This window comes from Neorhizobium sp. PAMB6716 (assembly GCF_058242805.1).
This window is the reverse complement of record NZ_CM177835.1, coordinates 1,221,280-1,236,879: the sequence shown is the minus strand read 5'-3', so window position 1 is coordinate 1,236,879 and position 15,600 is coordinate 1,221,280. Positions and strand designations below refer to the sequence as shown.

The 15,600-nt window shown below is 61.6% G+C and carries 14 protein-coding genes; 1 reads left to right on the top strand and 13 read right to left on the bottom strand.

Annotated elements, in window-relative coordinates:
- Nucleotides 1–4 precede the first annotated feature (4 nt).
- The 8 genes from AC4CWH_RS05965 to murA all read right to left on the bottom strand — a co-directional run bounded on the left by AC4CWH_RS05965 (nucleotide 5) and on the right by murA (nucleotide 9,389).
- Entirely contained in the window at nucleotides 5–1,033 is a 1,029-nt protein-coding gene (locus AC4CWH_RS05965; RefSeq protein WP_491320804.1) for a serine hydrolase domain-containing protein, read from the bottom strand.
- Complete coding sequence (locus AC4CWH_RS05960) at nucleotides 1,014–2,795, bottom strand: ABC transporter ATP-binding protein (protein WP_491320803.1); 1,782 nt, start codon at nucleotides 2,793–2,795, stop codon at nucleotides 1,014–1,016. The genes AC4CWH_RS05965 and AC4CWH_RS05960 overlap by 20 nt, the downstream gene beginning before the upstream one ends.
- Nucleotides 2,792–3,634, bottom strand: coding sequence for an ABC transporter permease (locus tag AC4CWH_RS05955; protein WP_491320802.1), 843 nt, complete (start codon nucleotides 3,632–3,634; stop codon nucleotides 2,792–2,794). The genes AC4CWH_RS05960 and AC4CWH_RS05955 overlap by 4 nt, the downstream gene beginning before the upstream one ends.
- The gene (locus AC4CWH_RS05950; RefSeq protein WP_491320801.1) at nucleotides 3,631–4,593 is read right to left on the bottom strand and encodes an ABC transporter permease; all 963 of its coding nucleotides are present in this window, start codon (nucleotides 4,591–4,593) and stop codon (nucleotides 3,631–3,633) included. Before AC4CWH_RS05950 ends, AC4CWH_RS05955 begins: the two co-directional genes overlap by 4 nt.
- Nucleotides 4,594–4,615: 22 nt before the next feature.
- Nucleotides 4,616–6,133 carry an ABC transporter substrate-binding protein gene (locus AC4CWH_RS05945; protein ID WP_491320800.1) on the bottom strand — a complete coding sequence of 506 codons (1,518 nt, stop codon included), beginning with the start codon at nucleotides 6,131–6,133 and terminating at the stop codon, nucleotides 4,616–4,618.
- Nucleotides 6,134–6,207: 74 nt separating this feature from the next.
- Nucleotides 6,208–7,137: an N-acetylmuramic acid 6-phosphate etherase gene (gene murQ, locus AC4CWH_RS05940; RefSeq protein WP_491320799.1), complete on the bottom strand. Its 930-nt coding sequence runs from the start codon at nucleotides 7,135–7,137 to the stop codon at nucleotides 6,208–6,210.
- Between the two features lie 120 nt (nucleotides 7,138–7,257).
- Complete coding sequence (locus AC4CWH_RS05935; RefSeq protein WP_491320798.1) at nucleotides 7,258–8,136, bottom strand: glucosamine kinase nucleotide-binding domain-containing protein; 879 nt, start codon at nucleotides 8,134–8,136, stop codon at nucleotides 7,258–7,260.
- Nucleotides 8,133–9,389, bottom strand: coding sequence for a UDP-N-acetylglucosamine 1-carboxyvinyltransferase (gene murA, locus AC4CWH_RS05930; protein WP_491320797.1), 1,257 nt, complete (start codon nucleotides 9,387–9,389; stop codon nucleotides 8,133–8,135). The genes AC4CWH_RS05935 and murA overlap by 4 nt, the downstream gene beginning before the upstream one ends.
- 140 nt (nucleotides 9,390–9,529) lie before the next feature.
- On the opposite strand from murA, the gene AC4CWH_RS05925 reads away from it, so the two are divergent.
- The gene (locus tag AC4CWH_RS05925) at nucleotides 9,530–10,381 is read left to right on the top strand and encodes a MurR/RpiR family transcriptional regulator (protein WP_491320796.1); all 852 of its coding nucleotides are present in this window, start codon (nucleotides 9,530–9,532) and stop codon (nucleotides 10,379–10,381) included.
- Between the two features lie 13 nt (nucleotides 10,382–10,394).
- Here AC4CWH_RS05925 and AC4CWH_RS05920 read toward each other — a convergent pair whose 3' ends face one another.
- The 5 genes from AC4CWH_RS05920 to AC4CWH_RS05900 all read right to left on the bottom strand — a co-directional run bounded on the left by AC4CWH_RS05920 (nucleotide 10,395) and on the right by AC4CWH_RS05900 (nucleotide 15,248).
- Nucleotides 10,395–11,243 (bottom strand): carbohydrate ABC transporter permease, encoded by an 849-nt coding sequence (locus tag AC4CWH_RS05920; protein ID WP_491320795.1) that lies wholly within the window; start codon nucleotides 11,241–11,243, stop codon nucleotides 10,395–10,397.
- Nucleotides 11,240–12,160 (bottom strand): carbohydrate ABC transporter permease, encoded by a 921-nt coding sequence (locus AC4CWH_RS05915; protein ID WP_491320794.1) that lies wholly within the window; start codon nucleotides 12,158–12,160, stop codon nucleotides 11,240–11,242. Before AC4CWH_RS05915 ends, AC4CWH_RS05920 begins: the two co-directional genes overlap by 4 nt.
- A gap of 72 nt (nucleotides 12,161–12,232) precedes the next feature.
- Nucleotides 12,233–13,474 carry an extracellular solute-binding protein gene (locus AC4CWH_RS05910; RefSeq protein ID WP_491320793.1) on the bottom strand — a complete coding sequence of 414 codons (1,242 nt, stop codon included), beginning with the start codon at nucleotides 13,472–13,474 and terminating at the stop codon, nucleotides 12,233–12,235.
- A 41-nt stretch (nucleotides 13,475–13,515) separates the two neighbouring features.
- Nucleotides 13,516–14,586 (bottom strand): ABC transporter ATP-binding protein, encoded by a 1,071-nt coding sequence (locus AC4CWH_RS05905; RefSeq protein WP_491320792.1) that lies wholly within the window; start codon nucleotides 14,584–14,586, stop codon nucleotides 13,516–13,518.
- A gap of 47 nt (nucleotides 14,587–14,633) precedes the next feature.
- Nucleotides 14,634–15,248: an HAD-IA family hydrolase gene (locus tag AC4CWH_RS05900; RefSeq protein WP_491320791.1), complete on the bottom strand. Its 615-nt coding sequence runs from the start codon at nucleotides 15,246–15,248 to the stop codon at nucleotides 14,634–14,636.
- Nucleotides 15,249–15,600 lie beyond the last annotated feature (352 nt).

Here is a 15,600-nt window from a genome sequence, read left to right as displayed (position 1 = left end):
TCCCTCAGAACGTGTTGACGGCATCGCCGACGGCCGCGCGCAACGCAAAGATACCGCTGTCGGCATGGCGCGTCGGGTGAACGCGATTGGTCAAAAGCGTCCAGGCGCGGCCGCGCTCGAAATCGATCCAGAGGCCCGTGCCGGTAAAGCCGGTATGCCCGATGACGGAGCCGTTGCAAAGGCTGCCACCCGACCAGCCCTCGTAAGGCCGCTCCCAGCCATGGATGCGTTTCTCCGACAGCGGCTGGCGCATGAGACGCACGACCGGATCCCCCGCCGCATCGCCTTGCAGCAGGCGGCCAGCGAAATCCAGCACGGCATCCACCGTGCCGAAAAGCCCGGCGTGACCCGACCCTTGCAGCGCCGCACAATTTTCGTCATGCACTTCGCCGCAGAGCACACGCCCGCGCCAGGTGCAGTATTCGGTCGCTGCCGTCATCTCCGGCGGGGCGGAAAAGGCAAAACCCGGCCCGGCTTCCATGGCGCGAATGCTTTTGCCCTCGATCCGCTCCAGCGCAATGCCAAGCAGGATATAGTTGATGTCGGAATAGACCTGCGGCCCTTTTCGCCATTCCCGCTGCAGCACGAAGGCGCGCAAGCGGTCGGGGTCATCGCCATAAGTATAGATCGGCTCGACGGCGGGAAACGGCGTCTGGTGGCCAAGGCACTGGCGAAAGGTGACGGCGCGCTCCCAGCAATCAGGCGCATACTGGCGAAAATCCGGAATGACGGAGGTCAGCGGCGCATCGAGATCGATGCGGCCTTCTGCCGCCAGTGCCAGAATGCGCGGCACGGTGAAGGCGACCTTCGAGAGGGAGGCAAGGTCGAACCACGTGTCCACGGTCATCGGCCGCTCGCCGCCAACCTTCTGCGCAAGGCCGACCGCGCGCGTGATCCGGCCGTGTCTCAGGTCGTGCATGCCAAACACGCCGCCTGGAATAAGCCCGCCGGCAATAGACTGATCGAGAAGTACGAAGGCGCTTTCGAACGGCTGCTCAAGCGCGCGGGATCGATCACCGGTGGGCTGCGGCATGGCTCTGGTCCTCGCGATCATCGGCTTCGATACGCACCTGATGGTCATCGCCGCAGGCCCGCCAGAGCGTTTGCGGCGGTTCAAAACCCGGGGGCCGAAGAAGTGTCGGGATATCGGCGGTGTCGAGTTTAAAATTCTCGCGCCGACGTTCCATGGTGGGCACGGCGGCGATGAGACGGCGGGTATAGGCATGCTGCGGCGATGAGAGCACCGATTCTGCTGCCCCGATTTCCACGATCCGGCCGGCGTAAAGCACTGCAACGCGGTGCGCGATCCGCTCCACCACCGCCATGTCGTGCGACACGAAGAGGTAGGCAAGCTTCATCTCGTTCTGGAGATCGATGAGGAGATCGAGCACCCTCGCCTGCACGGACACGTCGAGCGCCGAGACCGCCTCGTCCAGCACCAGAACGGCGGGATTGACCATCAGCGCACGGGCAATGCAGAGGCGCTGCCGCTGGCCGCCGGAAAACTCGTGCGCATAACGCCTGATGCTATCGACCGGCAGGCCGACGCGATCGAGAAGCCGGGCCATGCGCGCGCGCACCGCAGCGTCCACTCGCTCGCCAGAGGCCCGCACCGGCTCGGCCAGCAGGCTTTCCACGTCAAGACGCGGGTTGAGCGAGGCATAAGGGTTCTGGAACACCATCTGCACGGGCTTGCGCCGGTTGCCGGTCCGCTCGTCCACGACGGCAAATGTGCCGCGATGCGGCTTGACGAGACCGAGAAGCGCGCGGGCCGTGGTGGATTTGCCCGATCCGCTTTCCCCGACGATGGCAAGCGTTTCGCCCGGCATGACATCGAAATCCACGTTTTCGACCGCATGGATGGCGCCGATGGACCGGCGCAGCAGGCCGGCGGTTGCGGGAAAACGCACCGTCATGCCCTCCACCTTAAGGGTTGCTGGCGTTGCGGTCTTGTCTGTGCGGTCGTGGTCACGCCTGACATGGCGGCCGCCGGAAAAATGCGGAACGGCCTTCAGGAGATGCCGTGTATAGGGATGTTCCGGCCGGTCGAGAATGCGGTCCAGCGGCCCCTGTTCCACAACCTCGCCCGCCTGCATCACCATCACCCGGTCGGCAATGCCGGCCACCAGTCCCATGTCATGGGTGATGAAGATCAGGCCCGTGCCGGTCTCGCGGCGAAGCTCGGCCAGCAGCGCCATGATCTGTGCCTGGACGCTGACATCGAGAGCCGTGGTCGGCTCATCGGCAATCAGCAGGCGCGGATTGGTGGCAAGCGCCATGGCAATCATCACTCGCTGCAACATGCCGCCGGAGAGCTGGTGGGGATAATATTTCAGACGTCGTGCCGCATCGGCAATGCGTACCCTGTCGAGCGCTTCAAGTGTTGCAGCGCGGGCCGCCGATCCAGAAAGACCGCGCTGCAGCTTGAAGGCTTCGGCAATCTGCTCGCCAATCGACAGCACCGGGTTAAGCGAGGTCATCGGCTCCTGAAAAATCATGCCGATCTCGCCGCCGCGGATCTTTTCCATGCGCCGGTCGCTCGCCCTGGCGAGATCGATCACTTCGCCGCCGGCGGTCAGAAAGTCCATCCGCCCGTCCAGAATGCGCCCGCCGCCATAATCGACAAGCCGGTTGATCGACAGCGCCGTCACCGATTTTCCCGAGCCGCTTTCGCCGACGATGGCGAGTGTCTCGCCGGCATCCAGTTCGAAATCGACACCATGAACGACCGCGCGCATCTGGTCGCCGCGACCAAAGCCAACCTTCAGGCCGGAGACGGAAAGAAGCTTGGTCATGCAACCACCCTTCGCATGCGCGGGTCGAGAATGTCGCGCAGGGCATCGCCCAAAAGATTGAAGCCGAGAATGCCGAGCATCACGGCGATTGCCGGAAAGACCAGCAGCCACGGCGCCATTTCCATGAGGTTGACGCTGTCAGCCAGCATCAGGCCGAGCGAGGAATTGGGCGGCTGCGTGCCGAGCCCGAGGAAGCTGAGGCCCGATTCCGTCAGCAGCGACCATGCGAGCGCCAGCGTCACCTGAACGGTCAGCGGCGCAACCAGGTTCAGCAGCAGGTGGCGCGTGAGGATATAGGTCGACGAACTGCCGAAACTGCGCGCGGCATCAACAAAATCGCGCGTCTTGATGGAGAGCGCCGGGCCGCGCACGACACGGGTGAAGATCGGCGTATAAACGAAGGCGATGGCGAGAATGCTGGTGAATGTGCCGGGTCCAACAACCGCGATGAACAGAAGCGCCAGAAGAATGGCCGGAAAGGCCAGAAGCACATCCATGCAGCGCATCACCAGACCATCCCAGAGATGGCCGAACCAGGCGGCGGTGAGCCCCAGCAGCGTGCCGATCGCAGCGGCAAGCCCGACCGAGGAAAAGGCCACCATAAAGGATTGCCCGATGCCGATCATCAGCCGGCTCAACACATCGCGGCCGAACATGTCGGTGCCCATCCAGTGGGCAAAAGTCGGGCCTTGCAGGCGCTCGATGCGGAACTGTTTTAGCGGATCGTAAGGGGTCAGGCCCGCCTGCGCGAGAAGCGCCACGATGATGTAAACCAGCACGATGGCCGCGCCGATGCGCCCGCTCGGATGGCGCGCCAAGCCCTGGAGAAAGGCCTTCATGAGCGTCCTCCCAGCCGGATGCGTGGATCAAGCAGCACATAGGTCAGATCAACCAGCAGGTTGACGACCATGAAATTGAGCGCCACGAACAGCACGCTTCCCTGCACCAGCGCATAATCGCGCTGCAGGATGGCATCGAGCACCAGCCGGCCAAGGCCGGGCAGCGCAAAAATCTGCTCCACCAGCACCGCCCCGCCGAGGAGATACCCGAATTCGACGCCGCTCAGCGTCACCACGGGGATCAGCGCATTGGGTAGCGCATGACGCCAGATCACGCGGGCCTTCGGTACGCCTTTGCTGCGGGCGGTGCGCACATAGTCATCCCCCAGCACGTCCAGCACGGCGGAGCGGGAGATGCGGGTGACGGAAGCGGTGAATGACAGGCCAAGCGTCATCGCCGGCAGGATCAGTTGCGACAGGTTGCCGAGCGGATCTTGCGAAAACGGCACAAACTCGCCCATGGAAGGCAGAATGCCGAAGCCAGCCGACAGGACATAGATGATCAGCAGGCCGATAACAAAGCTCGGGGTCGACTGGCCGATCATGGCAAAGATGCGCACGGCAAGATCGGAGCGTTTTTCGTTGCGGGTGGCGGCAAAAACGCCGAGCGGCAGGCCGACGCCAAGGGCAATGATCATGGCAAGGACCGCAAGCTCCAGCGTCAGCGGAAACCGTTCGAGGATCACCGTCAGGACCGGCTTGCCATAGGTGACGGAGACACCGAGATTGCCGGAAAAGACGCCGCCGATCCAGCGCCAGTACTGGCTGAACCAGCCCTGGTCGAGACCGAAATAGACCGCCAGCGACTGACGCTGCTCGGGCGTCAGAAGCCCCGCTTCCGTGCCGAGCATGGCCGTGATGGAATCGCCCGGAACGAGGCGGATCGCCACGAAGACCAGAACGGAGACGCCGAACATCACCAGCGGAAAGGTGACGAGGCGCCGTATCAGGTAATTCATGGCTTTCCGCCCCGGGCTTGCATTACTTCAGCGTGATCTTGGAAATGCCGAAGAGGGAACCATCAGGGGTTGCCACATATCCCTCGACGTTCTTCTGCTGGGCCGTATAGCTGTAGCCGGTGTAGAGCCAGATCCACGGCGACACTTCCGCCAGATGCTTGTCGAAGGCGCTAAAAATTTCGCGGCGCTTGGCCGGATCGGTTTCAACGCGGCCCTTCTGCATCAGGCTGTCCAGCTCGTCATCGATATAATTCGCCACCTTCTGCAGGTTGCCGGCCTTGGTCCAGTAGCGGTTGTACATGGAATAGGGATCGGCGCGGCCACCGTTCAAAGCCACCGCCATGTCGAAATCACCCTTCAGCCAGGTATCGACATAAACGTTCAGTTCCATCAGCTTGATATCGAGCTTGATGCCGATTTCCTGCAACTGCGACTGGATGACCTGCGCTTCGGAGGCCGCCGTTGGCGGCTCACCGGTGGCGGCAATCACGGTTGCCGAAAAGCCGCCGGCATAACCGGCATCCGCCATCAACTTCTTCGCCTTTTCAACGTCGCGGCTGTAGCAGAACAGCGAGGCCGGATCGGAGCGATAGCCGGGCATGGTGAGCGGCCCCGTCACTTCGCCTTCGCCGAGAAGGGCAGTATCCAGAATATCCTTGCGGTCGATGGCGCAGGAGATCGCCTGTCGCACCTTCAGCTCGGTCATCGGCTTGCGCGATGCATTGAGCTGCAGCACATGGTAGGCGAGCACCGGCTTGCGGTTCAGCGTCAGGCCTGAAACCTTCGGCACGAGCGTTGCGACCAGCGGATCGTTCAGCAGGGCAAAATCCACCTGCTTAGCCCTGAGTGCCGCCAGAATCGCGTTTTCATCGGGGAGGACGCGGATATCGATGCCATCGACGCCCGGTTTGCCGCCGGCCCACTCAGTGTTTGCAACAAGGGTCTCGCGGGAATTCGGCTCCCATTTTTCCAACTTGAACGGGCCGGAGCCCACCGCCTGCGTGCCGATCTTGCCGGCTGCGATTTCAGACGCCGGCACGATGGCCGCATTGATGCTGCCCATCGCCGTCAGGAGCGGCACGTCCGGCTGCGACAGCTTGAAGACGATGGTGTGCTCGTCCGGCGTCTCCATGCTTTCGATGGAGAGATAGTTGGCGCGCGCTGCCGCCCCTGTTGCCTGATCGAGGATACGGGTGAAGGAGGCCTTCACATCAGCTGCCGTCACCGGGGCACCATTGTGGAATTTGGCCTTCGGGTCGAGCTTGAAGGTCAGCGTCTTGGCGTCTTCGGCAAACGTCCAGCTGGTGGCGATGGCCGGCGCGGTCTTCAGATCGGCATCGAGGCGCACGAGCGGCTCATAGATCAGTTCGAGAAGACGGATCGAGGAAAACGCCGTCTGCTTGTGCGGATCAAGGCCGGTCGCATCCTGCGCCCAGGCCATTTTCAGCGTGGCGGCGAAGGAAGGCACCGCCGTTGAGAGAAGAAGGCCTGCGACGACCGCCGCCGAGCCCAGAAATTTAGATGCAAGACCGTATGCCATACCCATTATCCCTCTGTTTTCCGGTTCCCGAGCTTCTTGAGGCCGGTGACCGCATGGTTGCAGTTTCTACAGGTTCAAACGTTTTGTCGCGCACCGTCCAGCGCCTGACGCAAAAAGCCATCGCTTGCCGCAAGGGCCGTCCGTCCCGCCTCGGCGTCAACGCCGGTCAGAAGCATCAGGATGGCGAGTTTCACATTGTTGCCAGACAGCTCCAGATAGGTTTCAGCCACATCCGATGGGCAGCCGGTTGCCTCCGCGATGATGCTGATGGCACGCACGTGAAGCTTGCGGTTGCTGATCGTCAAGTCCACCATCAGGTTTTCATAGGTCTTGCCCATGCGGATCATGGCGGCCGTGGTCAACATGTTCAGCACCAGCTTCTGCGCGGTGCCGGATTTGAGCCGCGTCGAACCGGTGACGACTTCCGGGCCGACAATCGGCGAAATCGGAATATCAACCATGTTGGCAATGGTGGATTGCGGATTGCAGGTCAACGAAACCGTCACGCAGCCAAGCGACCTTGCATAATCGAGCGCCCCGATCACGTAAGGTGTGCGTCCGCTGACAGCGATGCCGACGACCACATCCTTTTCGTTGAGGTTTATATCCTGCAGGTTGCGCTGCCCCTCATCAGGGTCATCCTCGGCGCCTTCCACGGCATGCATGATGGCTTTCGGACCACCGGCAATAAGGCCCACCACCATACCCTCCGGCACGGAAAAGGTCGGCGGGCATTCGGAGGCGTCGAGAATACCGAGCCGCGCGCTGGTGCCGGCGCCGATATAGATCAGCCTGCCGCCCTCGCGAAAGGCCCGCACCATCTCATCGACGGCGCAGGAGATTTCGGGAATGACCTTGGCCACGGCGCCCGCAACCTTTGCATCCTCTGTATTCATCACCTCAAGGATTTCCCGGGTCGACAGAAGATCGATCGTCATGGAATTCGGATTGCGGGATTCCGAAACCAACGTCTTGAGTTCCGCCAGAAGATGCTCGTGTGACATGGGAGACCACTCGTTGTTTTCGAATTTTTACGATCATATATTCCTGATGTCAATTTATATAGGAATATTTTATTCCATCTGACGCGCACCAGAATCATCCAGATTTACGCCTGTACCGGTTCAGCTACGCTCTGCAAGAATGATGGCGCCGGACACGGCATCGCCATCCGGTGGCTTCAGGCGTCGGCGAACATCCGGGGATAACCAGGGCTCAAGCGGACCGGCAAGACCGCCAAGCAGCGTCACCAGCGGCGCACCATACTCCACCATGCGCCGGACAAGCGCATCGATATGCTCGGCTCCCGATTGTACGATCTGGCGCGCGGCCGGATCTCCCTGGTCGGCATGACGCAGAACAAGAGGCGCAAAGGTCGCGTAATCGGTGGCGGTTGCCCTGTCCATCCAGCCGATGGCCTTGGCGGGCTCGCCGTCGAACCGGGTCATGACCTCGGATAAAAGCGGCGTCCGGTCCCGCCTTCCATCATGGGCGCGCAACGCCAGCTGGATGGCTTTCAGGCCGAGATCGGCGCCGCTGCCTTCATCCGAGATGGGAAAACCGTAACCGCCGGCGCGCTTTTCTTCGCCCCCAAGGAACGCAAGTCCGATGGAACCGGTCCCGGCAATGACGATGGCGCCGTCACGGCCCGAATGGGCGCCGAGGCAGGCAGCGGCGCCATCGGAGATGAAGCGGACGGAGGCAAAGGGATGCGCTAGGGTGCGCAGCTCCTCCAGCGAGCCGGCGCGGCTCAAGCCCGCAAGACCGACACCCGCATAGACGTGGGGGGCATCGGCCGGGTCAAGCCCCGCCTCTTCGGCCGCACCCTGCCAGGCGCGCAGGACAGAACCCCAGGCATTCGCGATACCCATGCGGGTGGTTGCCGGGCCGGACAGGCCCTGCCCCAGGATATTGCCGCTCGCGTCGACGATGCGGGCGCGGCAACCCGTTCCCCCGCCATCGACGCCAACGAAAAGCGGCGGAGTGCCCTGCTGTGTCGTCATTGCGAGATCCGTTCGATCTGCGCGCCGCACTGCGCAAGCTTGCGGTCAAGCTGCTCATAGCCACGGTCGAGATGGTAGACGCGGTTGATGACCGTTTCTCCCTCGGCCACCAGTGCTGCCAGCACGAGGCTGACCGAAGCACGAAGATCGGTCGCCATCACAGGCGCGCCCTTCAGCGGCTTGCCGCCGCGCACCACGGCAACCGGACCGTTCAGCGCGATGTCGGCCCCAAGCCGGATCAGTTCCGGCACATGCATGAAGCGGTTTTCGAAAATCGTCTCGCGAAACAGGCTGGCGCCGTCTGCCTTGGCGGCCATCGCCATGAACTGCGCCTGAAGGTCTGTTGGAAAGCCCGGATAGGGTTCGGTGGTAATATCGACCGGCCGCAGCCGGTCCGTTCCATTAACGACGACGCCGCGATCACCCGGCCAGACGGTAACCCCCATGGCTTCCAGCGCCTGAAAGACCGACGCCAGGTGCTCCATGCGGGCGTTGACCAGTTCGATGCGCCCGCCGGTGATGGCGGCTGCCACCGCATAAGTCCCCGCCTCCACGCGGTCCGGAATTCCATGGTGGGCGGCGGCGCGCCAGGTCGTGCCCCCCTGCACGAGCAGCCTATGGGTTCCAGCCCCTTCGATCTTAGCCCCCATGGCCGTCAGGCAGGCCACGAGATCCACCACCTCAGGTTCGCGGGCGGCGTTCAGAATTTCCGTCTCGCCGCGGGCAGCGGTTGCGGCCATCAGCGCCGTTTCGGTTGCCCCGACAGAGGGGCCGGACAGCACGATGCGGGCGCCCGACAGGCCGGCTTTTGCATCCGCAACGATATAGCCCCCCTCGATCGACACCGTGGCCCCGAGTGCAGTAAGCACCTTCAGATGCATGTCGACCGGACGCGCGCCAATGGCGCATCCCCCCGGAAGCGAGACACGGGCGGCACCGAAGCGGGCGAGCAGTGGCGCAAGAACGAGGATCGAGGCGCGCATCTTGCGCACGGTGTCGTAATCCACTTCGCGCGCCACGATATCTGCCGCATCGATCCGCGTGCCGCGCATGTCGCGGGTGACCTCAGCGCCGTAGAGCCCGATGATGTTCAGCATGTTCTCGACATCCGACACCTTGGGCAGGTTGGTCAGTTCGAGCGGACAAGGGCTGAGAAGCGAGGCCGCGATCTGCGGCAGGGCTGCATTCTTGGCACCCGCGATGGGCACGGCGCCATCCAGCCTGTTGCCACCGGTGATCCGAAGTTGATCCATGATATGCGTCCGTTCAACGCCGCACAGCGGCCGGATAAGGATGGTGACCTCAGACGGTACACCGGTTATAATATTCCAGATAATTTTCTGATTGAGAATAGCATATTCCGCCAAGCGCCAAAGAGTTGAGGAAAGCCAGCATGTCCGTCTTGAAAGTGATCCGCGCCAAACTGGACTCGATGACGGACGGCGAACGTGAAATCGGCCAGTTCATCATCGACGATCCCGAGCGCATGGTCCGGCTTTCCTCGGCAGAGCTTGCAGCGGCCACCGGGCGCAGCCAGTCGAGCGTGGTCAAATTTTCGCAGAAGATCGGTTATGACGGCTACCAGCAGCTGAAGCTGGCCGTCACCCGCGCCAAGGCGCAGGAGTGGCGGGTGCCATCGGGCATGATCCATGGCACGATCGACCAGGGCGACAGCTTTGTCACGATGCAGCAGAAGCTGGTGGCGAGCAAGGTTTCGGCCATGCAGCAGACCATGCAGGTCAACAGCGAGGAAACGGTGCAGAAGGCCGTCGATGCGCTGGTTGCGGCAAGGCGCATCCATCTGGCCGGCATCGGCGCCTCCTCGCTGGTGGCGCGCGATTTTTCGTACAAGCTTCTGAAGCTTGGCCTGATGGCGCTGATCGACAGCGACACGCATATCCAGATCGCCAATGCCGCCTCCATGACCGGGGAGGATGTGCTGTTTGCCATTTCCCAATCGGGCGCCACGCTTGAAACAGTGCGGCTGGCGGAGGTGGCGCGCAAATGCGGCGCAACGGTCATCACGCTCACCGGCCTTCACCAGAACCGCCTGAGCGAGCTTGCCGATGTGGCGCTCGCCACCGTTGCGGACGAAGAGCGGGTGCGGTCTTCGGCGATCACCTCGCGCGACGCGCAGTTTGCCGTGATGGACCTGATCTTCCTGCTTCTGATCCGCACGCTTCCCGGCGCAAACGACGCCATTCATGCCAGCGAAGCGGCTGTCGTGCGGCTCAAGTCCTCCTGACGCCGGGCCTCACTCACTTGATGGCACCGGCCGTCATGCCGTTCACGAACTGTCGCGACAGGGCGATATAAAGGATGATGACCGGCAGCGCCGACAGCGTCAGGCCGGAAAACAGCACGCCCCAATCCGTGCCGAACTCGCCCATAAAGGTCGTCAGCCCCTGCGGCAGGGTTTTGAGATCATTCGACTGGATGAAGATCAGTGGGAAGAAGAAATCGTTCCAGATCGGCACGACGTTCTGGATGGCGGCAATCACCATGGCCGGTCGCACCAGCGGCAGCATGATCGCCCACATGATGCGCGCTTCGCTGGCCCCGTCCATGCGGGCGGCATCCTCCAGCTCGTTCGGCAGGCTGCGGATGAAGCCGGTGAGAATGAACACGGTCGTGGGAAGCCCGGTCGCGACATAGATGAAGATCAGCGCAAAGCGGGTATCGAGCAGCCCGAGATCGCGCATCTGGATGAACAGCGGGATGACGGCCAGTTTGAGCGGCAGTGTGAGGCCGGCGAGGAAAAACAGCAGGATCAGGTTTGCGCCGCGAAATTCGTAGCGCGCCAGCGCATAGGCCGCCATCGTGCCGAGCACGAGGATGAGCGCGATCGACGAGCCGGTGACGATGAAGGAATTCATCAGGTAGCGGATGAAATCCGTTTCCGTCCACACCCGCACCAGATTGCCGACCTTGGTAAAATCGGGCAGCGAAAACGGCGACTGGAAAATCTGCGCATTCGTCTTGAAGGCCGAGATGACCATGATGAGGATCGGCGCCAGCATGACGATGCTGTTGCCGATGAGGATGATCTGGATCAGCCCGTCACGGCCGAACGCCATAAACGATCCATCGCGCGTTTGCCGGCTCACAGCTGGATCTCCCTCTTGCGCAGCCTGATCGTGATGACGGAGGAGACCACCGCGATGAACAGGAAAATCAGCACGGCAAGCGCGCTGCCCGGACCGAAATTTTCAGCAGACGCGGACATGCTGCCAAAGGCCGTGCGGTAGAAATAAAGCCCGAGCACATCGGTCGCGCCATGCGGAGAGCCATCGATGCCGCCCATCACATAGGGCAGTTCGAACCAGTTGAAGGCCCCGACGAACAGCAGCGTGAAGACGACGGTGGCGGACGGCGCGACCAGCGGCCAGACGATCTTTGACATCTTCACCCATTCGCTTTCGGTTTCCATGCGCACCGCATCGAGGATTTCGGAGGGAATGCGCTGCATGCCGGCCAGAAACACCAGCGTCGGGAAGCCCACCATGTGCCAGGCATTGGCAACGATAATCGCCATCAGGGCGGTCGAATCCTGCCCGAGCCAGGGCTGGGCTAGAAAACCGAGGCCCATTCCGCGCAGCGACACATTCACCGCGCCAAACAGCGGATGCAGAAAGAGTTTCCACAACAGGCCAACGATGACGGTGGAGAGAACAACCGGCAGAAAGACGGCCACGCGGTGGAAACGCGCGCCCCACAGCTCACGCCAGAGGCAATAGGCGAGCAGGAAGCCGACACCGTTCTGCAGCACCATCAGCGCGAAGAACACAAAAATGTTGTGGCTGAACGCATTGATGGTGCGCTCGGAAAACGGAAACTCGAAGAGAACGCGGTGAAAGTTTTCAAACCAGATGAACTCGCCGCGCGCCAGCCCCTTCCACTCATAGAAGGCATAGGCGAAAGCCGACAGGATGGGATAGACGAGGAACAGCGACATGAAGGCAATCGGCGGCACAACGAGAGCTGCGATCCACAAGTTGCGCCCTGTCAGTTTGCTGGACAGCATCGGTTTTCCTTCAAGAACGTGACCATCGGCAGGCAGGTGGGGCCGGACGCAATCTTGCCCGGCCCTCCTCGATTACTTCTTCTTGAACGGTGCGTACCAGGCGGAAAGACCATCCGTCATCGACTTGCCTACCTCGGCGGGCGTTGCCTGACCGTTGAGGAGTTTTTGCACGCCGGCCTGGATCAGGTTGGACCCGGTCGGCTCGCCATAACGGAAGTTGACCAACGTCATGTAGGCAATCGAATGTTTGTTGAGGTCCGCAACCTTGGCGAGCAGCGGGCTGTCGAAGGTGACGCCCGGCACGGCCGAGATGTTGTTGAGATTATTGGCAAATGCCTGGCCAAATTCCTTGCTTGCGGCATAGTTCAGGAACTTCACCGCCGCGTCCGGTTCCGCTGTCTTGGCATTTGCGGCAAAGCCCGAGTCATAAAAGAGGCCGACCAGCTTTTCGTCCTCGGCTTTCAGGCCGGGCGCTGCAAAGACGCCGAGCTTCAGATCCTTGTTCTGCTTGGCAAAGTTGGCGATTTCGAAAGAGCCGCCGGCAAACATGGCCGCCATGCCAGACGTGAAGAGCTGCTGGGCAGAGGCGTAGTCAAGCCCGATGAAACCCTCGGGAAAATAGGCCGCGATTTCCTTCAGCTTGCCAAGAGCTGCCACGAAACGCGGATCGTTGAAATCGGTCTTTCCGGACATCAGGTCTTCGTAAAAACCCTTGCCCATGATGGAGGAGGTGAGCGCCGAGACGATCGTTTCGTTCTGCCAGGCGGTTGATGTGCCATTGGCAAACGGCATCAGGCCGGCGGCCTTCAGCTTTTCGCAGGCGGCAACAAACTCGGCCCAGTCCTTGGGCTCGGTGATGCCGTTCTTGTCAAAAATCTCCTTGTTGTAGACAACAAGCATGGTCTGGCTGGCGGCAGGCACGGCGTAGAGAACCTTGTCCGAACGCATGGTTTCAGACGCAAGCGCTGCCGGCGAGAAACCGGCCACGGCCGGCACCTTCGTCTTGTCGAGCGGCATCAGGTAACCGGCGCCCGCCAGGCTCTCGATGCCGCCATAGGTGCGCGTCATCATCAGGTCAGGCCCCTTGCCGCCTGCAAGGGCGGTCGACAGCACCGTGTTGTAGCTTGTCGCCTCGAAAGCCTCGAACTTGATCGAAATGCCAGGATTGGTCTTGGCGAAATCCTTGAAGAACTTCTCGTATTCCGCCTTGTCTTCCTGACGCCAGGTCCAGAAGGTCAAATCCGCGGCAAAGGACGCGGATTGGCCGAGCAGAGTGGCAAGGGTAAGGGTCGCTCCCAGTAGAATGGTTTTCATCGGTTCCTCTTTTCTTTTTTGACGACGGGTCTTCATGGAGATCAGATGGCAAGCCGCTGTGCGGTGCTGCGGCTGAAATAATGCGCCTTTCCGGCAAGTACCTGAATACGCACGGGCGTATCCGGTGGAAGGTTCGTATCCGGCCCGCAGCGAATTGAAACAGGCGCGCCGCCGGCCATGCTGACATAAACGAAGGCGCTATCGCCGAGATATTCGGTGTAGACGACGGTTGCTGCAAAACCCGCACCGTCGCTGCCCGGTGTCAGCGTCATGCCATCGGGGCGCACGCCAAGAAGAATGTCTTTCTCCGGGCTCTGCGGCAGAGGGCCCGGCGTCACATGGCCGATGCCCGGTGCCATCAACCGGTCGCCCTCGCGCTCCACCTCCAGCATGGCCATGCGGGGCGACCCGATGAAATTGGCAACGAACGTGTTGGCCGGCGTTTCGTAAAGCTCGCGCGGCGTGCCGAACTGCTCGACGCGCCCGGCATTGATCACGACGATGCGGTCGGCCAGCGTCATCGCCTCCACCTGGTCATGGGTGACATAGATTGTCGTGCCGCCGATCTCGCGGTGCAGGCGGGCGATTTCCAGCCGCACGTCGGAGCGCAGCGCGGCATCGAGGTTTGAAAGCGGTTCATCGAGCAGCAGAAGCTGCGGCTTGCGCACCAGCGCCCGGCCGATCGCCACCCGCTGGCGCTGGCCACCGGACAATTCGCGCGGCTTGCGCTCCAGAAGTGGCTCCAGCCGCAACATGCGGGCCGCCTCGGCAATCCGCGCCTCGACCTCTGCCTTGTCGAGCCCCATCAGTCGGGCGCCAAAGGCCATGTTCTCATAGACATTCATGTGCGGATAAAGCGCGTAGGACTGGAACACCATGGCAATGCCGCGCCTTGACGGGGCAATCGGGTTCATCAGGCGGTCGTTCAGCCAGAACTCGCCCTCAGTGATCGGATCAAGGCCAGCAATCAACCGCAGAAGGGTGGATTTCCCGCAACCGGACGGGCCGACAAAAACGATCAGTTCACGGTCGTTCACCTCCAGATCGATGCCATGCAGGACATCGACGGCCTTGAAGCTTTTTTTGATACCGCGCAGGGACAATCGGGCCAATGTCGTTCAACTCCGCTCTATGTCTGGTTGCCGGTCGATGCGCCGCATCAACAGTCGAGCAGCCCCTTGATGGTTGCAATGGTCTGGTCGGGTGAGACGTGATGAATGCTGTGGCGCCAGCCAAGGGCAAGCGCTGCCTCGACGTTTTCTGCCGTATCATCAACGAACACGATCTCCTCCCCCGACACGGTCTCGTCCTGCGCCAGCTTTCGGTAGATGGCCGGGTCCGGCTTTTCCAGGCCCATGTCGTGCGAGAGGTAACAGGCATCGAAGAAATCGGCGCCGAGCATGTGGTCGAGGATATGGCGCCAGTGAATGGCTTGGGTGTTGGACAGGCAGACGACCCGATGGGTCGCCCGAAGCACCGGCACCAGATCAGCCATCGGCTGCAGCACGCCCTTCAGCAGGGAAGTTTCAGCCCGGTACACGTCATGATGCGAGATGCCGTATACTTGTGAGGCACTGGCAACATAAGCCTCGTCATCGATCCGGCCGAGGCGATAGTCTCTGTTCAATTCGGCAAGTGCCACAGGTGCCGGTTCATCCGGAGCCCAGCGTCCACCGGATGCCAGGATGGCTCTGCGGGCCGCCAGATCCAGATCGATAAAAACGCCGCCCACATCGAAAACCAAAAGTTTCGGTCGTGGTGACGTTGCGGTCAAACCCTCTTCATCCTGCACAATGACTTGCCCTTCTCCGCTTGCACGGCAACAGCATCCCCACACCCATCGTGAGATTGTCAAATTGCAAAGGAATTTACAATTCCTAATTTTTACAAATTACAGAATAAATTATTTATGGCGGAAATGACGATGACGCCGTTCGGACTGGTTCTCGGCGGGGCCGGTGGCAGATCGTGTCCACCGCGTCCGGGCGCTGCCAGCAGAATGCCTACCGAGATACGCGGATCAGAAAATTCTTCGCTCTTCAGGTTTGTGTGGGGGGGACGCCAGGCGCCTTTGCGGCCAAACCTTCGGGAGCCAGCGATTCCAGGGTGAGGAAGCTTTGCCCCTC